General features: G+C 68.4%; 22 protein-coding genes. 13 read left to right on the top strand and 9 right to left on the bottom strand.

Annotation, left to right across the window (positions count from 1 at the left end):
- Nucleotides 1-33: 33 nt before the first annotated feature.
- The 3 genes from AC3FMM_RS24035 to AC3FMM_RS24025 all read right to left on the bottom strand — a co-directional run bounded on the left by AC3FMM_RS24035 (nucleotide 34) and on the right by AC3FMM_RS24025 (nucleotide 1518).
- A complete protein-coding gene (locus tag AC3FMM_RS24035) occupies nucleotides 34-300 on the bottom strand; it encodes a hypothetical protein (RefSeq protein WP_115680719.1) in 267 nt (88 codons plus the stop codon).
- Nucleotides 301-605: 305 nt separating this feature from the next.
- The gene (locus AC3FMM_RS24030) at nucleotides 606-1034 is read right to left on the bottom strand and encodes a DUF4399 domain-containing protein (protein WP_092307142.1); all 429 of its coding nucleotides are present in this window, start codon (nucleotides 1032-1034) and stop codon (nucleotides 606-608) included.
- A 58-nt stretch (nucleotides 1035-1092) separates the two neighbouring features.
- Nucleotides 1093-1518, bottom strand: a complete 426-nt coding sequence (locus AC3FMM_RS24025; protein WP_115710260.1) for a DUF4399 domain-containing protein — start codon at nucleotides 1516-1518, stop codon at nucleotides 1093-1095.
- A 256-nt stretch (nucleotides 1519-1774) separates the two neighbouring features.
- On the opposite strand from AC3FMM_RS24025, the gene AC3FMM_RS24020 reads away from it, so the two are divergent.
- Nucleotides 1775-3061: a formylglycine-generating enzyme family protein gene (locus AC3FMM_RS24020; protein ID WP_488687581.1), complete on the top strand. Its 1287-nt coding sequence runs from the start codon at nucleotides 1775-1777 to the stop codon at nucleotides 3059-3061.
- Nucleotides 3062-3110: 49 nt separating this feature from the next.
- Here the strand turns inward: AC3FMM_RS24020 and AC3FMM_RS24015 are convergent, their stop codons facing one another.
- A complete protein-coding gene (locus AC3FMM_RS24015; protein WP_488687580.1) occupies nucleotides 3111-5195 on the bottom strand; it encodes a serine/threonine protein kinase in 2085 nt (694 codons plus the stop codon).
- Between the two features lie 408 nt (nucleotides 5196-5603).
- On the opposite strand from AC3FMM_RS24015, the gene AC3FMM_RS24010 reads away from it, so the two are divergent.
- The 5 genes from AC3FMM_RS24010 (at nucleotide 5604) to AC3FMM_RS23990 (ending at nucleotide 9598) form a co-directional block, all read left to right on the top strand.
- Nucleotides 5604-5873, top strand: coding sequence for a hypothetical protein (locus tag AC3FMM_RS24010; RefSeq protein ID WP_115710266.1), 270 nt, complete (start codon nucleotides 5604-5606; stop codon nucleotides 5871-5873).
- A 56-nt stretch (nucleotides 5874-5929) separates the two neighbouring features.
- Entirely contained in the window at nucleotides 5930-6199 is a 270-nt protein-coding gene (locus tag AC3FMM_RS24005; protein WP_111521419.1) for a hypothetical protein, read from the top strand.
- Nucleotides 6200-6286: 87 nt separating this feature from the next.
- Nucleotides 6287-6559 (top strand): hypothetical protein, encoded by a 273-nt coding sequence (locus AC3FMM_RS24000; protein WP_062801221.1) that lies wholly within the window; start codon nucleotides 6287-6289, stop codon nucleotides 6557-6559.
- 106 nt (nucleotides 6560-6665) lie between these two features.
- Nucleotides 6666-6908 (top strand): hypothetical protein, encoded by a 243-nt coding sequence (locus AC3FMM_RS23995; protein ID WP_115680724.1) that lies wholly within the window; start codon nucleotides 6666-6668, stop codon nucleotides 6906-6908.
- Nucleotides 6909-7711: 803 nt separating this feature from the next.
- On the top strand, nucleotides 7712-9598 hold the full coding sequence (locus AC3FMM_RS23990; protein WP_488687579.1) for a DEAD/DEAH box helicase: 1887 nt from the start codon (nucleotides 7712-7714) through the stop codon (nucleotides 9596-9598).
- Nucleotides 9599-9677: 79 nt separating this feature from the next.
- On the opposite strand, the gene AC3FMM_RS23985 is transcribed toward AC3FMM_RS23990, so the two are convergent.
- Nucleotides 9678-10934: an SUMF1/EgtB/PvdO family nonheme iron enzyme gene (locus AC3FMM_RS23985; protein ID WP_115710270.1), complete on the bottom strand. Its 1257-nt coding sequence runs from the start codon at nucleotides 10932-10934 to the stop codon at nucleotides 9678-9680.
- A gap of 165 nt (nucleotides 10935-11099) precedes the next feature.
- The gene (egtD, locus tag AC3FMM_RS23980; RefSeq protein WP_115680727.1) at nucleotides 11100-12194 is read right to left on the bottom strand and encodes an L-histidine N(alpha)-methyltransferase; all 1095 of its coding nucleotides are present in this window, start codon (nucleotides 12192-12194) and stop codon (nucleotides 11100-11102) included.
- Between the two features lie 577 nt (nucleotides 12195-12771).
- Here egtD and AC3FMM_RS23975 point away from each other — a divergent pair.
- The 3 genes from AC3FMM_RS23975 (at nucleotide 12772) to AC3FMM_RS23965 (ending at nucleotide 14909) form a co-directional block, all read left to right on the top strand.
- Nucleotides 12772-13479 carry a TerC family protein gene (locus tag AC3FMM_RS23975; RefSeq protein WP_115710272.1) on the top strand — a complete coding sequence of 236 codons (708 nt, stop codon included), beginning with the start codon at nucleotides 12772-12774 and terminating at the stop codon, nucleotides 13477-13479.
- 138 nt (nucleotides 13480-13617) lie between these two features.
- Nucleotides 13618-14412, top strand: coding sequence for a thymidylate synthase (locus AC3FMM_RS23970; protein WP_115710273.1), 795 nt, complete (start codon nucleotides 13618-13620; stop codon nucleotides 14410-14412).
- On the top strand, nucleotides 14409-14909 hold the full coding sequence (locus tag AC3FMM_RS23965) for a dihydrofolate reductase (RefSeq protein WP_488687578.1): 501 nt from the start codon (nucleotides 14409-14411) through the stop codon (nucleotides 14907-14909). The genes AC3FMM_RS23970 and AC3FMM_RS23965 overlap by 4 nt, the downstream gene beginning before the upstream one ends.
- Nucleotides 14910-14971: 62 nt before the next feature.
- Here AC3FMM_RS23965 and pmbA read toward each other — a convergent pair whose 3' ends face one another.
- Nucleotides 14972-16339: a metalloprotease PmbA gene (pmbA, locus tag AC3FMM_RS23960; RefSeq protein WP_115710277.1), complete on the bottom strand. Its 1368-nt coding sequence runs from the start codon at nucleotides 16337-16339 to the stop codon at nucleotides 14972-14974.
- Nucleotides 16340-16397: 58 nt separating this feature from the next.
- Between pmbA and yjgA the strand changes: the two genes are divergently transcribed.
- Both yjgA and mog read left to right on the top strand, forming a co-directional pair.
- Nucleotides 16398-17012, top strand: coding sequence for a ribosome biogenesis factor YjgA (gene yjgA / locus AC3FMM_RS23955; RefSeq protein WP_439897351.1), 615 nt, complete (start codon nucleotides 16398-16400; stop codon nucleotides 17010-17012).
- Nucleotides 17009-17647: a molybdopterin adenylyltransferase gene (mog, locus tag AC3FMM_RS23950; RefSeq protein WP_115710281.1), complete on the top strand. Its 639-nt coding sequence runs from the start codon at nucleotides 17009-17011 to the stop codon at nucleotides 17645-17647. Before yjgA ends, mog begins: the two co-directional genes overlap by 4 nt.
- A 46-nt stretch (nucleotides 17648-17693) precedes the next feature.
- Here the strand turns inward: mog and AC3FMM_RS23945 are convergent, their stop codons facing one another.
- Both AC3FMM_RS23945 and orn read right to left on the bottom strand, forming a co-directional pair.
- Nucleotides 17694-18575: an AEC family transporter gene (locus AC3FMM_RS23945; RefSeq protein WP_115710283.1), complete on the bottom strand. Its 882-nt coding sequence runs from the start codon at nucleotides 18573-18575 to the stop codon at nucleotides 17694-17696.
- 80 nt (nucleotides 18576-18655) lie between these two features.
- Nucleotides 18656-19282, bottom strand: a complete 627-nt coding sequence (gene orn / locus AC3FMM_RS23940; RefSeq protein WP_488687577.1) for an oligoribonuclease — start codon at nucleotides 19280-19282, stop codon at nucleotides 18656-18658.
- Between the two features lie 220 nt (nucleotides 19283-19502).
- Between orn and AC3FMM_RS23935 the strand changes: the two genes are divergently transcribed.
- Complete coding sequence (locus AC3FMM_RS23935; RefSeq protein ID WP_116312867.1) at nucleotides 19503-20750, top strand: M48 family metallopeptidase; 1248 nt, start codon at nucleotides 19503-19505, stop codon at nucleotides 20748-20750.
- The gene (gene rsgA, locus AC3FMM_RS23930) at nucleotides 20747-21718 is read left to right on the top strand and encodes a ribosome small subunit-dependent GTPase A (protein ID WP_115710289.1); all 972 of its coding nucleotides are present in this window, start codon (nucleotides 20747-20749) and stop codon (nucleotides 21716-21718) included. The genes AC3FMM_RS23935 and rsgA overlap by 4 nt, the downstream gene beginning before the upstream one ends.
- Nucleotides 21719-21748 lie beyond the last annotated feature (30 nt).

Genomic DNA, 21748 nt, shown 5'->3' with positions numbered 1-21748 from the left:
CCCCCGCGGCGCTGCGCCATCTCAACCATCCTCTCAACGATAGATATTGTTGCTGGCGTTCTGGTTGGTATCCACATGCGAACGGACATGGTCGAGGAAGGCCGAGCCGTTGCCGTTCAGGTTGGTGACGGACTGCATCTGCGCGATCTCCTGCACGGCGGTGATGCTCTTGTCGAACGACAGGTTCAGCGGCTGGAACACGGCCACGAACGGCAGCGCGCGGCCGCCGCGCACGGCGTGCATGCCCTTGCGGTCCAGGGTTTCGACGGTGGTCAGGTCGGTGAGGGTCAGCTTGGTCATGATGGTCTCCGGTAGAGGAAGGGTGTTGCCTGGGGTTTCGGGGTTCGAGCATCGGGTTGGTGTCGCGCTCGGGAGGGACAAACGCAGGGACTGTGCCAGCGCGCCCGCGATGCCGGGGCAGATAGCCGAAGTGCCTGTAAACACGGGGTTTTTTTGTTTCCGGCGCGTGGCCGGAAAGGACTGCGGCACGATTGCCGCGCGGCGTGGTGGCGGGAGCGCGCCAACAGATGGGGGGATGCGTGTTGGGATCGGGCCAACAATCCGGCCCGATCCCGCGCCAGGTCAGCTGGCCGCCTGCAGCAGGCTTACTTCACGTAGATCGTGATCCGCTTCGAATACACCGGCGGGTTGGTCGGTATGTGCTTGTCATCGCCCATCAGCAGCTGCAGCGTGTGCTTGCCCGGCGCCAGCTCGATCATGGTTTCGGTCTCGCCCGCGCCGAAATGCAGGTGATTGCGGTCGTTGGGAATTTCCTTGTCCATCGGCGGCAACTCTACGTCGATCAGCAGGTGATGGTGCCCGGTATTGGGAAACTTCACGTCCTTGGGCGCCACCCCCATGTTGCGCAGCCCGAACCACACCTTGAACGGCTTTCCGGCGGGCAGGGTCTGCCCGTCATTGGGCCAGCCGATATACAGGTAGGCATTGGGCGGCGCGGCCGTGGGGCCGCCCTGCACCCACGCGGACAGCAACAGGCTGACGGCGAAGACAGCCGCGGCAAGTAGTCGGGACATGGCGCTCTCCCTGTCTGTTGATCGGCATCTGCGAGCGTGCGCGGCGCACGCTGCGTCGCTATTTCACCGTGATCGTGATCTTCTTCGAATAGATCGGCGGCTCGAACGGAACATGCTTCGCGTCGCCCATCAGCAATTGCAGCGTGTGCTTGCCGGGCGGCAGTTCGATGCGCGCATCGGTCTCGCCCGCGCCGAAGTGCAGGTGGTTCTTGTCCGAAGGGATTTCCTTGTCGAGCGGTGGCAGCTCGGTATCGATCAGCAGGTGATGGTGTCCGCAGCGCGGCGATTCGACGCCCTTCGGGCAGACGCCCATATTGCGCAGGCCCATGCGCACCCAGAACTTGCCGCCGCCGATGACAGCGCCGTCGTACGGCCAGATGATATAGACCTCGGCATTGGGCGGCGCCGCCGTCGGCAACGACAGCGAAGGCGCGGCAGCCAGCGTGGCGGCCGCCAGCAGGCGGAGCAGGAATCGTCTGGACATACGCGTCGCCTCCCCGAGATTTATCCCGAAACCCGATCACGTTGTCCCGAAAGCCCCTTGTTGTTGCTTGTTGGTCAGCGCTCGGCGATTCGTCATTCAGGTTAGAACGCAAGCGCGGAAAAGGCGACCCCGGTTTGCGGCGGCGGCCTCGCAATGCTCCGCCGCATCCACACCCGCTGTGCTATCTTGAAGCAAGCCGGTCGACGTCCTGCCACACCCCGATGTGCCCAGCGCATGCCGGCGGGTACGGCATGCAATGGAATCGCGGCGGCTCCAGCGAGGTGTGAAGATGTGGCGCAACCTACCAGTGGTACGCGTGGCTGCGATGATCCCGATGGCCGCCACGGCCGCGCTGCTCGCCACGGCAATGCCCGCGGCTGGCGAATCGGCGCAAGATTCGGCGGCGCAAGATTCGGCGGCGCAAGACCGGACGCTGCTCGCCGGCATCATGCCGAAGAACACCGACGAGCAGTATGAGCTGAGCTTCTGGGAATCGATCAAGAACAGCAACTACGCCGCCGACTACGAGGCCTACCTGAAGCAGTACCCCAACGGGCGATTCGCGGGACTGGCGAGGGCACGGCTCGAGCGCCTGGCGGGCAGCGCCCCCGCGCCCAAGGCACAGGCGCCCGCGCCACGCGCCGGCGCCGCGCCCGGCGGACAAGCGTCGCGATCCCCGGCGCCTGCTGCGGCTTCGGCGCCCCCGCCCAAGGCCGCGCCGCCTGCGCCAGCGGCCGCGCGTCCTGCAGCGCCTGCACCAGCGCCAGCGGCCCAGGCGCCGCGCGCCGGCGCGGCGGGCGACGGCGTGGTCAGTACCACGCTGCGCACCGCGGAGATCCGCGATTGCCCGGCCTGCCCGGCGCTGGTGACGGTGCCGGCGGGCAGCTTCACCATGGGCAGCAGCGCCAGCGACCCGGCCGAAAAGCCGCCGCATCAGGTCTCGATCGCCCAGCCCTTTGCCATCGGCCGCTATGAAGTCACGGTCGAACAGTGGAACGCCTGTGCCGACGCCGGCGGCTGCCAGCGCATTCCCACCGTCGTCGACAGCGCCAGGAACGCACCGGTACGCGACGTCAGCTGGGACGACGCCCAGCAGTACGTGGCATGGCTCAGCAAGACCACCGGCAAGAACTACCGGCTGCCCACCGAAGCGGAATGGGAATACGCGGCGCGCGGCGGCAGTGCCTCCACTTACTGGTGGGGCGACCAGATGCGCAAGGGCAATGCCAACTGCAAGGACTGCGGCGATCCGTGGAGCCAGGATGCGCCGGCGCCGGTGGGTTCGTTCGCGGCCAATCCCTACGGCCTGCATGACGTCAACGGCAGCGTGTGGGAATGGGTGGCCGATTGCTGGCACAGCTCGTACAAGGGCGCGCCCGCCGACGGGCGCGCATGGAACGAGAACGCCTGCGGCGCGCGTGTCATCCGCGGCGGCTCGTGGCGCGAAGGCGCCAGCTACATGGTGTCGTCGACACGCTTCAAGTACAGCCCGAGCGTGCGGCAATCGCAGAACGGTTTTCGCGTGGCACGCGACATGAAGTAGCAAGCCGCTGCGGCGTAAAGCGCAAGCCCGCGCACCGTGGTCAGCGCCGTCAGCGTGCGCGCGTGGAAATCTGCACCAGGTCCGCGCTGATGCGGTCGCGGCCATACGTGCGCGCCATCTGCGCCAGCGGCTTTTCCAGCGCCCGCAAATACTCCTGCCGCGACTCGACCTCGGCCCGGCGCGCCGCGAACAGCGGCGCCGGCGTGGTCAGCAGCACCACCAGTTCGTTGCCGAAGGGTGCCGATACGACCCAGTCGCCGCTGTCGCCGATGGTGGCGTGATACGCCGGCGGCGCCTGGTGAGCCGGTATGCGCTGGCTCGGCACCATATGCGCCACCTTGCCGTCGGCGGCAAAGTAATCGACATAGACATAGGAATCCTGCGCCGGCGTGCGCAGGTCGAGCACCATCGGCGTGCCCTCGGTCAGTTGCGTGCCCTTGCCGCGCAACTGCAGCGACGACGCCGTCTCGCCCTGCCGGTTGCCAGACCAGTACGGCGCGATCATCCTGGCCACTTCGCATTTGTCGGCGGCCAGCGGCTGGGCGTCGACCACCACCTCGCGCAGCGCCTTGGCGCCGGGCAAGCCATTGAGCTGTTCGCGCAGGCGCGCCGCACCCACGCTTTCCGCCAGGTAGCCGCGCACGTGCAGGGTCTGGTCCTGGCGCGCACCGGCAAGCAGCGAGCACGGCACCGCGGCCAGCAGCTTGCCGACCTCGGCCATCGACAACTCCGCCGGCGCGGCTGGCGCGGGCGCTGGCGGCGCCGGCACGGGCGCGGCAGGCGGCTCCGCCGCCGGCGCGGCAGCGCTGAGCGGCGCCGTCGTGCCGGCATCCGCGGCCGGGGCTTCGGCCTGCCGTTGCGACTGCCAGGCGTAGTAGCCGAGTGCCGCCACGCCTGCCAGCGCGGTCAGCACGCCACCCGCCACCAGCGGCCCGGAGCGGCGCGCCGGACCGCTTACGGCAGCCGACGCCACGCTCATGCCCTGCAGGAAGCGCGCGACCGTCGGCGTGCGCGTCTCGCGGTCGAGCGAAAGTGCTTCACGCAGGGTCTTCCATTGCGTGCGGCCCAGCTGCGGCAGCGGCGCCGGCTTGAGCCCCGCTTCGCGCGCCTGGTTGGCCGACAGCCGCTGGTAGGGATGCTTGCCGCTCAGCAGTTCGTAGGTCACGCAGGCCAGCGCGTAGATATCGTCGCGCGGGTCGGGCTCGCGATGCTCGAACATCTCGGGGCTGGCATAGGCCGGCGTCATGCCGCCCAGCGAACCGGGATCGAATACGGTGCGGTCGGACTCGTCGGCCGGCGGCAGGAAGCCGCGTGCGATGCCGAAGTCGATCACCTTGACCTCGCCGTTGCCGGTCAGGAAGACATTGGCGGGCTTGAAGTCGCAGTGCACGAAGCCGCGCTCGTGCGCATACGCCAGCGCATTGCCCATGCCCTGGATGATGGGCATGGCGCGCGCCATCGGCATGCCGGCAAAGCCCGGGGCCTTGAGTACATGGTTGAGCGACGAGCCCGACAGGTACTCCATGGTGAGGAAGACCACCGGCCCGTCGCGGTCGAAGTCATAGACCGTGACGATGTTCCGGTGCGCCAGCGTCTGCGCCTTGCGCGCCTCGCGCTGCAGCGCCATCAGCGACTTGGGATGGCCGCTGAATTGCAGGTTCAGCACCTTGATGGCGATATAGGGCCGGCGGTCCGAGGCTTCCAGCTTGCGCAGGTCGAGCGCCTTGTAGACCGTGCCCATGCCGCCGACGCCCAGGCATTCCTCCAGCACGAAGCGGCCGTTGAGCGTATCGCCGACGCCCTTGGTGGCCGGCGTCTGCGGCAGCGTGCCGGGTTCGGGCGAGGCCGCATACATCGAGCCGGTCTCGGTGCCGGCCAGGCGCGTGGCGTCGGTGGCGCCATCGTATTGGGTGGCGCCGCGGCGCTCGATGCGCCGCATCACTTCGGCATAGACCGCGGGCGGAAACGGAAAGCGCGTGTTTTCCTCGATCACCACCCGGGCCGCCTGGCTCGGCGTGGTGGGGTCTTGCGCCAGCGCCGTTTCGAACGACGCGACGAACTCGTCGTCGGAGAGACCACCGTTCTGGAACTTGCGGATCAGGTCTTTGAGACTGGCCACGGAATGCCCTGACATGGTTGCTGGCAGGGCCTGTCCCACCGTGCGGATATGCCCTCTCCTCGCTGGATACTAGTGCGCACCCAAGGCATGCGCAAACCGTGCGAGGACGGCATGCCACCGCACCTCGGCGCGCTTTGCATGCGCCATCGCCGCCTGCGCGCGGCACTGTCGCGGCGGCACCAACACCGGCGCCGCCAGTGTTGGCCGCGGCCCGTCACAGCGGGCCGCCGGCAGCGCCGCGCGGGGGGTGGCCGCGAGCCGACATCGGCCGCGAATACCCCTTGTTTTCAGGCACTTGCGTGCGCGCAGCGCGCGCGCCCATAGCCCTGGCACAGTCCCTGCGTTTGTCCCTCCCGAGCGCGACACCAACCCGATGCTCGAACCCCAAACCCAAGGCAACACCTTCCTCTACTGGAGACCATCATGACCACGCTGACCATCAAGGACCTGTCCTCCGCCGCAACCCTCGACAGCAAGCGCATGCACGCCGTGCGCGGCGGCATGTCGTACCTGCCCTTCGCCGCTGTCTACAGCCCGGTAAAGCTGTCGATCGACAAGAGCATCACCGCCGTGCAGGAGATCGCGCAGATGCAGTCCGTCACCAACCTGAACGGCAACGGCTCGGCCTTCCTGGACCACGTCAAGTCCGACGTGCGCACCAACCAGAACGCCACCAACAACATCTTCGGCTGAGCCTTCGCGCCCCGCTGACTGAATCCAGACACTGACTACCGATACCGGAGACCATCATGACCACGCTGACCATCCAGGACCTGTCCGCCGCCGCAACCCTCGACCGCAAGCGCATGCACGCCGTGCGCGGCGGCATGTCGTACCTGCCCTTCGCTGCCGTCTACATGCCGATCAAGGCGTCGGTCGACAAGAGCATCAGCGCCGTGCAGAGCATCGCGCAGATGCAGTCCGTCACCAACCTGAACGGCAATGGCTCGGCCTTCCTGGACCACGTCAAGTCCGACGTGCACACCAACCAGAACGCCACCAACAACATCTTCGGCTGAAACCCGATGCGCAGCGCGCGCAGAGCCTGCCCGACCGCAGCAATCTCCGCGCCTGCCACCCCCACACCGATTCCAAGGAGCCCCATCATGTCAACCATCCTCGTCCGCGACCTTGCCCTGAGCAAGGAACTCGACCGTGCCTCGCTGGGTGCCGTACGCGGCGGCAGCTCGTGGCTCAGCCGCGGTGTCGGCGATGTCGGCCCGCTCGCCAATGTCACCGTCAACGTCAACCAGAACATCGCGCAGCTGCAAAGCATCAACGTCAACACGCTCAACAACAGCTTTGTCGGCCCCGGCGTCGGCCCGGTGCGCGTCAATGTCAACCCGTCGCAATGGGCCGGCAACTTTGCCGCCGTCTAAGCGCAGCGCGCGGCGGCCCGCGGCAGGATCGCGGGACCGCCTCGGCGCCTATACTGAAGCGGTCCCGCGGCCGCAAGGCCGTGGTCCCGCTTGACCGGAGACAGCCATGGCAGTGATCGTCATCAAGGATTTGCCCGACAGCATGGATCTCGACCGGCAGGCCATGACCACCATCCTCGGTGGCGGGCGCACTGCCGGCGGCCAGGCATGGCATGGCTTGCGGCGCCAGGGCGCCGCGCGCATCGTCGACTACCCGGGTGGCCTGCCCGGCAACCGCCATGTGATGCCGCGCGAGGCGCCGCTTGGCCGGCTGCCGCGCAAGTCCGCGGGCAAGGATGCCGGGGACTGAAGCGACCGCCGGCCCAAATGAAAAGCCCGCCATCTCTGGCGGGCTTTGGATGCGGACGGGCCCGGACCGCCTGGGTCACGCGGTCAGCAGTTCGGTCATTCTGTATCCATGCAGGCTTCCCATGATTCCGCCCATGACGCGGACGCCCATCCGGACCACCCGGAGAGTCGCAGGAAGACTGGCGCCTGGAGTCAATGACCGCAGTGCTTGCCGCGAACAGCGGCGCAATGCCGCTGAAGGAGGTCAAGCGGGAACGTTTTCGTCCGCCCCGTGCGGGCATCCTGTGTGCTCGCGCCTAAAGTATAGGCGGGGCATTTCCGCTTTCAACCAGCGGGCCGGTCACTGCTACGCAGGTGCTGCAGCGCAGACATATCCGGTTACGTTTTCGCAGTGCAACAAAATTCTGGCACTCTGCTATAATCCGCGCCGTGAGTTTCGCAACTGTGAGATCCGCCAAGCGCCCGGCTTCCTGCCCGGCGAATCCGCTGCCCTCCCAAGCTCTGTTTCCTCGCTGCCGGACGCCTAGTCATCACAAATGGCCCCAGCCGCCCAGCAGAACGCACCGCTCACCTGACGTCGCCTCGTCTCCGATCCTGTTGAACAGCCTGAACTGAGCTGTTTGCCTGCCAGGGACATGGCCGGACCGCCCCGCGGTTACCAGCCACCACCCTGCCTGCCGCCGTACTGCCAGCTGTGTCTGTCGTAACGGCCTCACCGATTGGCGCCGAAGCCTTTTTAAGACTTTGCACTGCGCCCACCCCATTCTGCGTTCGGGGTGCCATGCATTTATTTGACCATTCGACATGACCCAGCACGACATTCGTGCGGAGCAAGCTATTGCCTCCGCGACCGACGCTTCGATCACTTCCGACGCTGCCCAGAGCCCGCTCGACAAGCTCGACGCCCTGCTCAACCCCAGCCCGGCAGTTGAAGAAGCCCCGGCCGTGGAAAGCGGTTTCGCCAAGCTTGGCCTCGATGCGGCCATCCTGCGCGCCCTCTCCGAACTGAACTACAACACGCCCACGCCGGTGCAGGCCCAGGCCATCCCGGCCTTCCTGGCCGGCCGCGACCTGCTGGTCTCGAGCCAGACCGGCTCGGGCAAGACCGCCGCGTTCATGCTGCCCGCGATCCAGCGCATCAGCGAAATGCCGGCGCCGCAGCGCGCCACCGAGCCCGCCAAGCGCATGAAGGGCAAGCGCCCCCGTCCGGCCCCGGCCCAGCCGGCGCTGCTGGTGCTGACGCCCACGCGCGAACTGGCGCTGCAGGTGACCGAGGCCGCCGCCAAGTACGGCCGCAACCTGCGCCGCATCGTCTGCGCCAGCATCCTGGGCGGCATGCCCTACCCCAAGCAGCTGGCCATGCTGGCCAAGATGCCTGACATCCTGGTGGCGACGCCGGGGCGCCTGCTCGACCATATCGATGCCGGCCGCATCGACCTGTCGGCGCTGCAGATGCTGGTGTTCGACGAAGCCGACCGCATGCTCGACATGGGCTTTGCCGACGACATCGACGCCATCGTCAATGCCACCCCGGCTTCGCGCCAGACGCTGATGTTCTCGGCCACGCTGGATGCGCGCATCGCCCAGCTGGCGTCGCGCCAGCTGAAGGATCCGCAGCGCATCGAGATCGCCGCGGCCCGCGCCGACCAGAGCCATATCGAGCAGCGCCTGCACTTCACCGACGACATGTCGCACAAGGAGCGCCTGCTGGACCACCTGCTGCGCGACGCGTCGCTCAAGCAGGCCATCGTCTTCACCGCGACCAAGCGCGATGCCGATTCGCTGGCCGAGCGCCTGTCCGACACCGGCTTCTCCGCCGGCGCGCTGCACGGCGACATGACCCAGGGCGCGCGCAACCGCACCCTGACCGCGCTGCGCCGCGGCAACCTGCGCGTGCTGGTGGCCACCGACGTGGCCGCGCGCGGCATCGACGTGCCCGATATCACCCACGTGGTCAACTTCGACCTGCCCAAGCAGGCCGAGGACTACGTGCACCGCATCGGCCGTACCGGCCGCGCGGGCCGCTCGGGCATCGCCATCAACCTGGTCAACCACAACGACATGTTCCAGTGGCGCCGGATCGAGCGCTTCACCAACCAGCGTGTCGACGCGTCGGTGATCGAGGGCCTGGAGCCGCGCCGCGCGCCCAAGCCGCGCTCGAACTTCGGCGGCAAGCCGGGTGGCGGCCGCGGTGATTTCCGCGGCAACGGCGGCGGCAATGGCGGCTACCGTGGCGGCGAACGCAGCTTCGGCGACCGCAAGTTCGGCGGCGACAACCGCACCGGTTTCGGCGAGCGCAAGTTCGGTGGCGAGAGCCGCGGCTTCGGCAACCGCACGGAAGGCGCGCGCCCGTTCGGCGACGACAACCGTGGCGCCTTCGGCAACCGCGAAGGCGGCTACCGTGGCCAGGGCGGCGGCTACCGCGGCGCCAGCGACGGTGCCCGCGGCTTCGGCAACCGTGACGGCGGCCGTCCGTTCGGCGACGATCCGCGCGGCGGCTTCGGCAACCGTGACGGCAACCGCGGCTTCGGCGAAGGCCGTGGCAATGGCGGCGGCTACCGTGGCAATGGCGGCAGCGGCGAAGGCCGCAGCTTCGGCAACCGCGACGGCAACCGCGGCTTTGGCGGTGGCTTCGCCGGCAACGGCGGCAACGGCGGCAACCGCAACAGCCGCTCGCGCTACGAGCGTTGAGCGCGCGGTGCGCTGAGCGCACCTGCCGCATGACAAAACAGGGCACCTTCGGGTGCCCTGTTTTTTTTTGCTGGCGCTGCTACAACGCGCAGGTACGAAAGCCGATGAAGGACAGGTCGTCCTCGGGCAGCCTCGCCCAGCGCGCGCGCACATGGCGCAGCCGCGCCGGGCTGGCGAACGAGACCGCGCGCACCGCCTGGTGCGTGCCGAAGCGCCCCACCATGTCGCCGTCGGACGGCGCGGCGACAAAGCCGGCATACGGCTCGTACGGCGTGGCGGTCCACTCGCGCAGCGCGCCCCACTGCAGGCCGCGGTTCTGGGTCGCGGCGAGTTCCCATTCCGATTCCGCCGGCAGGCGCCGGCCGGCCCAGATGCACCACGCCTGCGCCTCGTACAGCGTGACGTGGCGCACCGCCTCGTCGGGATTGAGCGTGCGCAGCGTGCCGAAGCGTTCCAGCATCCATGCGCGCGACTCCGGATGGCGCGACCAGTAGCGCGGCGCGGAGCGTTCCTGCGTCATCAGCCATTGCCGCCCCGCCGACGACCACCAGGCCGGATGCTCGTAGCCGCCGTCCTCGACGAATTCGAGGAACTGCGCGTTGCTGACCAGCGCCATGTCGATTTCGAACGCGGGCACGTAGGTCGGCTGAGGCGGCAACTCATCGGGCCAGGCAAAGCCATCGGCATCGCTCCAGCCGAGGGTGAAGCGCCCGCCCGGGAAATGCAGCGTGCCGCCATGTCCGGCGGGCGGCGCCGGCGCGGCGCCGGCGGCCTCCGCGGGGGCCATGCCAAGCGCCTGCAGCAGCGCGGCCACGCCCTCGCCCTGCGCGTCTTCGTGCAGCAGCGCGCGACGGTACGGGTACAGCGTCAGGTCGGTGTCGTCGGGCAGCAGCGCAATCCGGCGCAGCACGCCGTCGAGCACCTCGGCGGCATAGCGCTTGATCACCGCGACGTCGGGCAGCGCGATCTCCCAGCGCTCGTCGGGCCCGATGCGGTCGGGATCGAACCATTCATCGGCGCCGTCCAGCAGCGACGGCTCCGATGCCACCGGCACCGGCACGCCGCCGCGATCGACCTGGCGCACGCCGCGCAGGCACCACCACTCCGCATGCCAGGCAACGTGGCCGAGCGTCCACAGCGGCGGGTCGGCATCGTACTGACGCGGCACATCCCAGGCGCGGCGGGTCTGCCCGAACGGCGCCAGCCACGCCAGCGTGCGGCTGCGCGTGTCGACCAGTGCCTGCGCCAGCCCTTCGCGCGGCAGCCGGCGCGGGTCCGACCACGTCGCCTTGCCGCCGGTGAAGTAGAGATCGGGAAGCATGGGAAAGCCGCTCATCGGGAAGTCCGCGCAGGGGGTGGAGGGTGGACAGGCAGCGGTCCGGACGGCCGCGGGCGACCGGGGCGACCGGGACAACCGGGGGCAGCCGCGGCCGGAGGTGGCGCGCCGTGACACGCCGCGCCGGACTGCGGCCATTATGACACTACCCGACCCACGGGCCGGTCAGCCGCGCGCGTGGAACACCGCGAACCAGCCGCGCGGGTCGGACCAGTACACCGGGTCGTCGAAACCGGCGGCTTCGAGCAGCAGCGCGAAGTCCTCCGGGCGGTACTTGTACGAATCCTCGGTATGGATGCGCTCGCCCGCGGCGAACTCGCGCGCGCCGCCGTCCCATTGCACGCGCACGTCGCGGCTTGCCTGCAGGTGCATCTGGATGCGCGAGGCCGCGCGGTCGAAACTGGCCTGGTGGCGCCAGTCGTCCAGCGCGAAATCGGTGCCGACGATGCGGTTCACATTGCGCAGCACATTGCGGTTGAAGGCCGCGGTGACGCCCAGCGCATCGTCATAGGCCGATACCAGCGTGGCTTCGTCCTTGTGCAGGTCCACACCGATCAGCACGCCGTCGCCGCGCCCGGCCGCGCCGCGCAGGCGCTGCAGCAGCGCCAGCGCCTCCACCGGGGCGAAATTGCCGATGCTCGAGCCCGGATAGAAGAACAGGCGCCTGCCGCGCCTGACCTGGGCCGGCAGGTCGAACGGCGCGCACAGGTCGGCGCCCAGCCCGAGCATCGGGATCTCGGGATGCTGCTGCTGCAGCGACGACAACGTCGCGCGCAGAAACTCGACCGAGATATCCACCGCCACGTACTGCGCCGGGCGCAGGCTGCCGAACAACCGCGCCGCCTTCTCGCAGTTGCCGGCGCCCAGGTCCACCAGCACGCAGCCGCTGCCCGCGCGTGCGGCGATGGCGGGCGCCGCGCTGGCAAAGATCGCGGCCTCGGTGCGGGTCGGGTAGTACTCGGGCAGGTCGGTGATGGCTTCGAACAGGCGCGAACCCAGCACGTCGTAGAAGAACTTGGGACTGATCGCCGCCTGCGCGGCGCGCAGGCCGGACAGCACCTGCTCGCGCAGCGCGCCGCTGTCTTCGCGGTACTGCTGCACGAACTCCGGCTGCGGCGGGCGCTGCGCGCGGCCGTTGGCCAGCGCCACCAGCGCCGGCGGCGCCACGGCATGGCCGTTATGGTGGTTCAGGGGCGGGAGGGGGGTCTGTGGAGCTTTGTGGCGCGAGGGCGGGTTGGGCGGGTTCGGGACAACCGGCATGTCGTTTCCTTGTGTGGTCGCAAATGGGCACTGCTTCACTGCGTATTCCCCAAGGCCGCGCTGTGCATGTCGTGCGCGCCGGTCTCCGCAATGCACGCCTGTGCTGTCCGGGGCGCATCGGTCGGAGCCGAACCTCAAGGATAGGCCGATCCGGCGGATCGCGCAGCCCCATGGCCGGGCCCGATACAAAATCGCCATCCACGCGGCGGCGCCCTGGCGCGGCCGGATGGCGCGACGGGGCGAGACGATTACGGCACCCGTGCGAACTTGAGTCAGTATCTTTCCTAATGGGGCATGTCCCTTGCAGTTCGTTTATAATCCCGCCCAACGCGGCCCTGAACCGGCCGTGCCCTCAAAGGGGAGTAGCTCCGGGGCTGATGCCCTTAGCACAATCGTCATTCCGGGACCGCAGTCCCCGGTTGTGCTGACTACCGGCGCGCATACCGCGCCAGTGGTCGAGCAAGACCTTTGCAACCTGGACTTCATGGTTTGCAAAGGCGCCCCCACGCTCCCGTGCCCGTGAATCCAGGCGAACCCAATGCGCGCGCTTGCGCTGATTCGTACCTGAGGAGAGTTCATGGAGTGGTTTACCGATCTGTTCACGATGCAGTTCCTGACGGCGCTGCTGTCCATCGTCGTCATTGACCTGGTGCTGGCCGGGGACAATGCCATCGTGATCGCGCTGGCGGCACGCAACCTGCCGCCCCACCTGCAGAAGAAGGCCATTATCTGGGGTACCGTGGGTGCCGTGGTGGTCCGCTCGGCCATGACGATCGGCGTGGTCTGGCTGCTGAAGATTCCGGGCCTGATGCTGGTGGGCGGCCTGGCGCTGGTGTGGATTGCCTACAAGCTGCTGTCCGACGACAGCGGCGAAGAAGGGCACGGCGCGGGCGCAGCGACCCTGTGGGGCGCGATGAAGACCATCATCATCGCCGACGCGGTGATGGGCGTGGACAACGTGCTGGCCGTGGCCGGCGCCGCGCACGGCAGCTTCCTGCTGGTGGTGCTGGGCCTGCTGATCAGCATCCCCATCGTGGTGTGGGGCTCGAGCCTGGTGCTCAAGCTGATGGCCCGCTTCCCGGTCATCATCTACCTGGGCGCCGGCGTGCTGGCGTTCACGGCGGTCAAGATGATCGTGCACGAGCCGATGATCAAGGCGTTCTTCGAAGCCAACCCGGTGGTCAACTGGGGCCTGTACGTGCTGATCGTCGGCGGCGTGCTGGGCGCCGGCTACCTGGTGCAGAAGCGCCGCGAGCAGCAGCAGGAGCCGGCCGGCAGCCACTAAGCCTGCCCCGGCGCCAGGGCCCCGTGCCCTGGCCCTGCCGCAAAAGACGGGCCGCCCGGAGGGGCGGCCCGTCTTGCTTTAAAATGCCAGCTTTGCGGGCCCTCGCGCCCGCGCCACCTTCCATCCCGCCCCGCGCCGATGAAACAGTACCTCGACTTCATGCGCCATGTTTACGAGCATGGCACCGACAAGGCCGACCGCACCGGCACCGGCACGCGCTCGGTGTTCGGCTACCAGATGCGCTTCGACCTGCGCGAAGGCTTCCCGGTGGTCACCACCAAGAAGCTGCACCTGAAGTCGATCATCTATGAACTGCTGTGGTTCCTGCAGGGCTCGACCAACGTGCGCTGGCTGCAGGAGCACGGCGTCACCATCTGGGACGAGTGGGCCGACGAGCACGGCGAACTGGGCCCGGTCTACGGCTCGCAATGGCGTTCGTGGCCCGCGCCGGATGGCCGCCATATCGACCAGATCACCGAGCTGGTGGCGCAGATCCGCGCCAACCCGGATTCGCGCCGGCTGATCGTATCGGCCTGGAACGTGGCCGACATCCCGCGCATGAAGCTGCCGCCCTGCCATGCGTTCTTCCAGTTCTACGTCGCCGACGGCCGGCTCTCGTGCCAGCTGTACCAGCGCAGCGCCGATATCTTCCTGGGGGTGCCGTTCAATATCGCCAGCTATGCGCTGCTGACCCACATGATGGCGCAGCAGACCGGGCTGGAAGTGGGCGACTTCATCTGGACCGGCGGCGACTGCCACCTGTACAACAACCATTTCGAGCAGGTGCAGACCCAGCTGGCGCGCGCGCCGCTGGCGCTGCCGCAACTGAAGATCCTGCGCCAGCCCGACAGCCTCTTCGACTACCGCTACGAAGACTTCGAACTGGCCGGCTACCAGTCGCACCCCGCGATCAAGGCACCGGTGGCCGTATGACGCTGCTGACACTGGTTGTAGCGCGCGCCCGCAACGGCACCATCGGCCGCGACAATACGCTGCCGTGGCGCCTGCCGGAAGACCTGGCGCACTTCAAGCGCACCACCATGGGCGCGCCCGTGATCATGGGGCGCAAGACCTGGGATTCGATCGGCCGCCCGCTGCCGGGGCGCCGCAATATCGTGGTCAGCCGCAACCCCGGGCTGCGCATCGAGGGGGCCGAGGTGGCGCCTTCGCTGGAAGAAGCCCAGCGCCTGTGCGTGGGCGCCGAGCAGATCTTCCTGATCGGCGGCGCGCAGCTGTATGCCGAGGCCATTCCGAGCGCGGACCGGCTGGTGGTGACCGAGATCGATGCCGATGTGGAGGGCGACGCGTTCTTCCCCGAGATCGACCGCAGCCAATGGATCGAAACCGCGCGCGAGACCCATCATTCGGCGGCGAACGACTTCGACTACGCCTTCGTCACGTACGAGCGGCCGCCGTCGGAAGAATCTTGACCGGCGCATGAAATAAAAAAAGCGGGCCCTGGCCCGCTTTTTTATTGGGGGATCGATGCCGCTCAGTTGCCCGCGATGGTCATCTGCTCGAGCAGGATCGAGCCGGTTTCCTTGGTGCCGCGCACCAGCGCATCCGCGCCGATCGCGACGATCTGCCGGAACATCTCGGCCATGTTGCCGGCGATGGTGATTTCCTCGACCGGATACTGGATCACGCCATTCTCGACCCAGTAGCCCGACGCGCCGCGCGAATAGTCGCCGGTGACGTAGTTGACGCCCTGCCCCATCAGCTCGGTCACCAGCAGGCCGGTGCCGAGCTTGCGCAGCATGGCGGGGAAATCGTCGCCGGGCTGGGTCAGGCTGCTCGACAGCGTCAGGTTGTGCGAGCCGCCGGCATTGCCGGTGGTCTGCATGCCGAGCTTGCGCGCCGAATAGGTGGACAGGAAATAGCCCTGCACCACGCCGTCCTTGACCACGTCGCGCTCGCGGGTGCGCACGCCTTCCTCGTCGAACGGCGCGCTGCCCATGGCGCCGGGGGTATGCGGCTGCTCATGGATCTGGATATGCGGGGCGAACACGGCCTGGCCCAGCGAATCGCACAGGAAGGTGGACTTGCGGTACAGCGCGCCGCCCGACACCGCCTGCACGAAGGCGCCCAGCAGCCCCGCGGCCAGCGGCGCCTCGAACAGCACCGGGCAGCGGCGCGTCGACAGCTTGCGCGCCTGCAGCCGCGCCAGCGCGCGCTCGGCGGCGTAGCGGCCGATGTCCTCGGGCGCGGCCAGCGCCAGCGGCGAGCGCTTGGACGAATACCAGTCGTCGCGCTGCATGCCGCTGCCGCTGCCGGCGATCGGCGCGCACGAGATGAAATGGCGCGAATACGGATAGCCGCCGGTGAAGCCGCGCGTGGTCGCCAGCACGAACTGCGAATGCTGGGCCGAGACGCTGGCGCCGTCGCTGTTGCGGATGCGCGGCGATACCGCGAAGGCCGCGGCCTCGGCGCGGGTGGCGATGTCGATCGCGGCTTCGGCGTCGAGCGCCCAGGGGTGGAACAGGTCCAGGTCCTGCGGCGCGCGCTCGAGCAATTCCTCTTCGGCAAGGCCGGCGCAGTCGTCCTCGGCGGTGAAGCGGGCGATGTTGTAGGCCGCCTCGGCGGTGGCGCGCAGCGCGGCCGGCGAGAAGTCCGAGGTGCTGGCGTTGCCGCGGCGCTTGCCGATCATCACCGTGACCCCGACCACCTTGTCGCGGTTCTGCTCGATGGTCTCCACCTGCCCCTTGCGCACCGACACCGACAGGCCGCTGCCTTCGGAAATCTCGGTGGCGGCGTCGGTCGCCCCCAGTTCGCGTGCCACCCGCAGCACATCGGCGGCCATCTCGCTGAGCTGGGCCTGGGTGTAGGTGAAATGCGCGGTCTGTTCGGCGATCTGGTCCATGCTGGGCGGGTGTCATCAAAAGTCCAAGCGGCAATCATAGCAAGATAAAATGCCGGGCATGACGCGAAATTCCCGTAACTCCCAAGGCGCGCGCTTTCCCGGAGGCTTTGCCCCCGAGCCGGAAGACGACGAACCGAAAAGCAAGTCGCAGCGCAAGCGCGACATGACCGCCCTGCAGGACCTCGGCGCCGAACTTGAAGCACTGCCCAAGGACCGCCTGGCGCGCGTGCCGATGCCCGAGGCGCTCGCCGATGCCATCCATGAGGCGCGCCGCATCAACAGCCACGAAGGCAAGCGCCGCCAGATGCAGTACGTCGGCAAGATCATGCGCGGCCTCGAGGACGAAGAGGTCGAGGTGATCCGGCAAGCGCTGGAGGGCTTCAAGGGCACCAGCAAGGCCGAAACCGCCCGCATGCATCTGATCGAGCGCTGGCGCGAGCTGCTGCTGGCCGATGACGCTGCGCTGACGCGTTTCCTCGGCGAGCATCCCGGCATCGACGTGCAGGCGCTGCGCAACACCATCCGCAACGCACGCAAGGAAAAAGAGCTGGGCAAGCCGCCGCGCTATTTCCGCGAGCTGTTCCAGGCGATCAAGACGGCGCTGGACCTGAAGGACGGCAAGGGCCGCGCCGCCGAGGAACCCACCCCCGACCATCCGGAGCCCGAGGCATGACCCAGACCACCCAGCCGGTTGTCCGCCACCACCCCGACGAACTCGTGGTCGGCTTCGTTTCGATCTCGGACCGCGCCTCGGCCGGCACCTACCAGGACGAGGGCATCCCGGCGCTGCGCGACTGGTTCGGACGCACGCTGACCTCGCCCTGGCAGGCGGTGGAGCGCCTGATCCCCGACGAGCAGGCGCAGATCTCGCGCACGCTGATCGAGCTGGTCGACGTGGCCGGCTGCGACCTGGTGCTGACCACCGGCGGCACCGGCCCGGCGCGCCGCGACGTGACGCCCGAGGCCACGCTGGCGGTGGGTACCAAGGAAATGCCTGGCTTTGGCGAGCAGATGCGCCAGGTCAGCCTGCATTTCGTGCCGACCGCGATCCTGTCGCGCCAGGTGGCGGTGATCCGCGAGACCGCCAGCCGCGCCGCGCTGATCATCAACCTGCCCGGCCAGCCGCGCGCCATCCGCGAAACCCTGGAAGGCCTGCGCGATGCCGACGGCAAGCCCGTGGTGCAAGGCATCTTTGCCGCGGTGCCGTATTGCATCGACCTGATCGGCGGCCCCTACATGGAAACCGACGAGGCCATGGTCAAGGCCTGGCGCCCCAAGAACGCCGTGCGGGCCAAGCCAGCGGCCTGATCCGAACGCGTCCGCCCGCCGGCATGCGCCGCGCGGGCATGCCGCCTCAGCGCAGCCCCAGGTACAGCCCCACCGGCACGAACACCACCGCGGCGATATTGCCGAGCAGCACGATCGACGCCACCTGGTCCGGCTCCTGCCGGAAGTGGTCCGCCACCAGGAAATTCAGCACCGCCGGCGGCAACGCCGCAAACACGAACAGCAGGCCGCGCTGCAGTTCGGACAGAGGCACCCACTGCGCCAGCGCCAGCGCCACCGCGATGCCGGTCAGCGGGCACACCGCCGCGCCGACCAGGCCCATGCCCCAGTTGCGCAGGCTCACATCCTTCATGCGCACGCCCAGCGCAAACAGCATCAGCGGCACGGTGGCATCGCCCAGCAGCTTGACCGACTGGTAGACCGGGTCCGGCAGCGTGAACCACGGCCGCGCCAGCGCCAGCGCCACGCCCGCCACGGTGGCCAGCACCATCGGGTTGCGCGCGATCTGCGCCAGCGACGCATGCCGGTTGACGATCTTCATGCCGATGGTGAAGTGCATCAGGTTCGACGCCGCGAACAGCGCCACCGCCGGCGCCAGCCCGGCCGGGCCGAAGGCGAACACGGACAGCGGCAAACCCATGTTGCCGCAGTTGTTGAACATCATCGGCGGCACGAAGGTGCGCGGATCGACCTTCATCCAGCGCGCCAGCCCCCACGCCAGCACGCCCGAGCCCAGCACCACCGCCACCGCGCAAGCCAGCAGCACCAGCTGGTCGGCCAGCACGAAATCCTTGCTGACGAAGGCCGATACCACCAGCAGCGGCGCGATCACGTCCAGCGTGGCGCGGTTGATGCCGGCCATGTCCGGATGGGCCTTGCGCCCGTACAGCCACCCGACCAGGATGATCAGGATGACCGGCGTGATGATGGAGACGATGCGCTCGAACATGGGCAGGCGGACGGGAACGCGCCGCCTGCACGGCACGGCGCGCCGGGAATGGTGATGGGCTTGCGGGAGCCGCGCTCCGCTTACTGCGCCGGCGTGCCGGCGGCCGGGGCCTCGCCGGAGGGCGCCGCGCGGGGCGCGGCGTGCCGGATAAAGTGGGTGCGGTAGTAGCGCAGCTCTTCCACCGACTCAAGGATGTCGGCCAGCGCCGTGTGCAGCTGGCGCTTGACGAAGCCCTTGTGGACGGCGGGCTCCCAGCGCTTGCACAGCTCCTTGAGCGTGGACACGTCCAGGTTGCGGTAGTGGAAGAACGCTTCCAGCTTGGGCATGTAGCGCGCCATGAAACGGCGGTCCTGGCAGATCGAGTTGCCGCACATCGGCGACTTGCCTGCCGGCACCCAGCGCTTGAGGAAGGCCAGCAGCTCGGCCTCGGCTTGCTCTTCGGTCAGGGTGGAGGCCTTGACCTTGTCGATCAGGCCCGAGCGGCCGTGGGTGCCCTTGTTCCAGTTGTCCATGCCGTCGAGCACGGCATCGCTCTGGTGGATCACCAGCACCGGGCCTTCGGCCAGGATATTGAGCTCGGAGTCGGTAATCACCACCGCCACTTCGATGATGCGGTCGGTATCCGGCTGCAGGCCGGTCATTTCCATGTCCAGCCAGATCAGGTTGTTTTCGCTTTTGACGGATTTGGCGGCGGCTTGGCTTGTCATCGGGACTGCGGGAGAAAGGGATTTGGGGAAAGCGGCCGCGGCGGCGCCGGGCGCGAACAATTTATAATTCTCGCATATCCGTCCGGGATGGCTGACCGCGCACCAGCGCGGCGCCGTTTCCGGAATTCCCGGACTGCCGCCTGCCCCACCCCGCGGCGCGGTCCCCACGGGCACCCGTCGCCTGCAGCGCCGGGCGCCCGCACCCACAAGGCGCTTGCCGATGTTCACGATTGTCTTTCTCGCCGCCCTGGTGCTGATGGTGCTGACCAAGCTGTGGCTGGCGGCGCGCCAGGTGCGCCATGTCGCGCAGCACCGCGCTGCCGTGCCGGCGCGCTTTGCCGACACCATCAGCCTGGCCTCGCACCAGAAGGCCGCCGACTACACCATCGCCCGCACGCGGCTGTCGATGCTGGAGGTGCTGGCCGGCGCCGCGGTGCTGATCGCCTTCACCATGCTGGGCGGGTTGCAGTGGCTCAACCAGTTCTGGCTGGGCGTATTCGGCCCGGGCTATGCCTACGGCGTGGCGCTGGTGGCCAGCGTGGCGCTGATCGGCGGCCTGGTCGACCTGCCGTTCTCGCTGTATGGCCAGTTCGGCATCGAGCAGCGCTTCGGCTTCAACAAGATGACCTTCGGGTTGTGGTTGGCCGACCTGGTCAAGATGCTGCTGGTGGCCAGCGCCCTGGGCCTGCCGCTGCTATTGGCGGTGCTGTGGCTGATGGAGCGCGCCGGCTCGCTGTGGTGGGTGTGGACCTGGCTGGTGTGGATGGCCTTCAACCTGTTCCTGCTGGTGGTGTTCCCGACCTTTATCGCGCCGCTGTTCAACAAGTTCGAGCCGCTCGACGACGCGTCGCTGCGCCAGCGCATCGAGAGCCTGATGCAGCGCTGCGGCTTTGCCAGCAAGGGGCTGTTCGTGATGGACGGCAGCAAGCGCAGCGCGCACGGCAATGCCTACTTCACCGGCTTCGGCGCGGCCAAGCGCATCGTCTTCTTCGACACGCTGCTGTCGCGCCTGTCGGGCGACGAGATCGAGGCGGTGCTGGCGCACGAGCTGGGCCATTTCAAGCGCCGCCACGTGGCCAAGCGCATCGCCGTGACCTTCGCGCTGAGCCTGGTGTTCCTGGCGCTGCTGGGCTGGCTGGCGACGCGCAGCTGGTTCTACACCGGGCTGGGGGTGGCGCCCAACCTGGGCGTGTCCAACAGCGCGCTGGCGCTGGTGCTGTTCTTCCTGACGCTGCCGGTCTTCACCTTCCTGCTGGGGCCCCTGTCGAGCCAGTCGTCGCGCCGCCATGAATTCGAGGCCGATGCCTTCGCCGCCGACCAGACCAACGCCAGCCACCTGGTGTCGGCGCTGGTGAAGCTGTACAAGGACAATGCCTCGACGCTGACGCCCGACCCGCTCTACAGCGCCTTCTACTACTCGCATCCGCCCGCGGCGCAGCGGATCGACCGCCTGCTGGCGCACGCATGAGCCGCGCCACGCGTCACCGCAACGCCGGCGGCGGCACCCACGCCGGCACCGCCACCGAATCCGCGCTGATCGTCGCCGCCCATGGCCGCCACTATGTGGTCGAGCTGGCGGACGGCGCGCGCATGCACGCCTTCCCGCGCGGCAAGAAAAGCGACTGCGCGGTGGGCGACCACGTCAGCGTCGAAAGAGCCGCCGCCGACCAGTGCGTGATCACCGGGGTTTCGCCGCGCAAGAACCTGCTGCACCGCTCGGACCAGTTCAAGTCCAAGCTGCTGGCGGCCAATATCGACCAGGTCATCATCGTGCTGGCCACCGAGCCGGGCTTCTCCGAAGACCTGCTCGGGCGCGCGCTGGTATCGGCCGAGGCGCTCGGGATCCGGCCGCTGGTGGTGCTCAACAAGACCGACCTGCCCGAACGGCTGGAAGAGGCGCGCGGCCGCCTGGCGCTGTACCGCGGGCTGGGCTACGACACGCTGGAACTGTCGGTGCGCGCCGATCCGGCGCAGGCCCTGGCCGCGCTGCGGCCGCGCGTGGCGGGGCTGGCCAGCATCCTGATCGGGCAATCGGGCATGGGCAAGTCGTCGCTGCTGAACCTGCTGATCCCGGGCGTCGATGCGCAGACGCGCGAGATCTCGGCCAAGCTCGATTCCGGCAAGCACACCACCACCTTCACCCGGCTCTACCACCTGCCGGCGGACTGGGGTACCGTCGATGGCCGCCAGGGGGCGCTGATCGATTCGCCGGGCTTCCAGGAATTCGGGCTCTACCACCTCAGCGAGGGCATGCTGGAACGCGCCTTTCCGGAATTCCGCCCGTTGCTGACCGCGTGCCGCTTCTACAACTGCCATCACGTCAACGAACCCGGCTGCGGCGTGCTGGCCGCGGTGGCCTCCGGCGATATCTCGGAGCGCCGGCACCAGCTCTACACGCAGCTGCTGCACGAATCCAGCCAGCAGAAGCCGTGGTAAGGTAAGCGCACCTGGGTTCCCGGTGCGCTG

The organism is Cupriavidus sp. 207A1 (assembly GCF_057798955.1).
This window is presented reverse-complemented; position numbering and strand designations above follow the sequence as displayed.

Bases quoted from the DNA above. Each gene is read 5' to 3' on its own strand.
- AC3FMM_RS24035 (WP_115680719.1), bottom strand. From the start codon at position 300: ATGACCAAGCTGACCCTCACCGACCTGACCACCGTCGAAACCCTGGAC.
- AC3FMM_RS24030 (WP_092307142.1), bottom strand. From the start codon at position 1,034: ATGTCCCGACTACTTGCCGCGGCTGTCTTCGCCGTCAGCCTGTTGCTG.
- AC3FMM_RS24025 (WP_115710260.1), bottom strand. From the start codon at position 1,518: ATGTCCAGACGATTCCTGCTCCGCCTGCTGGCGGCCGCCACGCTGGCT.
- AC3FMM_RS24020 (WP_488687581.1), top strand. From the start codon at position 1,775: ATGGAATCGCGGCGGCTCCAGCGAGGTGTGAAGATGTGGCGCAACCTA.
- AC3FMM_RS24015 (WP_488687580.1), bottom strand. From the start codon at position 5,195: ATGTCAGGGCATTCCGTGGCCAGTCTCAAAGACCTGATCCGCAAGTTC.
- AC3FMM_RS24010 (WP_115710266.1), top strand. From the start codon at position 5,604: ATGACCACGCTGACCATCAAGGACCTGTCCTCCGCCGCAACCCTCGAC.
- AC3FMM_RS24005 (WP_111521419.1), top strand. From the start codon at position 5,930: ATGACCACGCTGACCATCCAGGACCTGTCCGCCGCCGCAACCCTCGAC.
- AC3FMM_RS24000 (WP_062801221.1), top strand. From the start codon at position 6,287: ATGTCAACCATCCTCGTCCGCGACCTTGCCCTGAGCAAGGAACTCGAC.
- AC3FMM_RS23995 (WP_115680724.1), top strand. From the start codon at position 6,666: ATGGCAGTGATCGTCATCAAGGATTTGCCCGACAGCATGGATCTCGAC.
- AC3FMM_RS23990 (WP_488687579.1), top strand. From the start codon at position 7,712: ATGACCCAGCACGACATTCGTGCGGAGCAAGCTATTGCCTCCGCGACC.
- AC3FMM_RS23985 (WP_115710270.1), bottom strand. From the start codon at position 10,934: ATGAGCGGCTTTCCCATGCTTCCCGATCTCTACTTCACCGGCGGCAAG.
- egtD (WP_115680727.1), bottom strand. From the start codon at position 12,194: ATGCCGGTTGTCCCGAACCCGCCCAACCCGCCCTCGCGCCACAAAGCT.
- AC3FMM_RS23975 (WP_115710272.1), top strand. From the start codon at position 12,772: ATGGAGTGGTTTACCGATCTGTTCACGATGCAGTTCCTGACGGCGCTG.
- AC3FMM_RS23970 (WP_115710273.1), top strand. From the start codon at position 13,618: ATGAAACAGTACCTCGACTTCATGCGCCATGTTTACGAGCATGGCACC.
- AC3FMM_RS23965 (WP_488687578.1), top strand. From the start codon at position 14,409: ATGACGCTGCTGACACTGGTTGTAGCGCGCGCCCGCAACGGCACCATC.
- pmbA (WP_115710277.1), bottom strand. From the start codon at position 16,339: ATGGACCAGATCGCCGAACAGACCGCGCATTTCACCTACACCCAGGCC.
- yjgA (WP_439897351.1), top strand. From the start codon at position 16,398: ATGACGCGAAATTCCCGTAACTCCCAAGGCGCGCGCTTTCCCGGAGGC.
- mog (WP_115710281.1), top strand. From the start codon at position 17,009: ATGACCCAGACCACCCAGCCGGTTGTCCGCCACCACCCCGACGAACTC.
- AC3FMM_RS23945 (WP_115710283.1), bottom strand. From the start codon at position 18,575: ATGTTCGAGCGCATCGTCTCCATCATCACGCCGGTCATCCTGATCATC.
- orn (WP_488687577.1), bottom strand. From the start codon at position 19,282: ATGACAAGCCAAGCCGCCGCCAAATCCGTCAAAAGCGAAAACAACCTG.
- AC3FMM_RS23935 (WP_116312867.1), top strand. From the start codon at position 19,503: ATGTTCACGATTGTCTTTCTCGCCGCCCTGGTGCTGATGGTGCTGACC.
- rsgA (WP_115710289.1), top strand. From the start codon at position 20,747: ATGAGCCGCGCCACGCGTCACCGCAACGCCGGCGGCGGCACCCACGCC.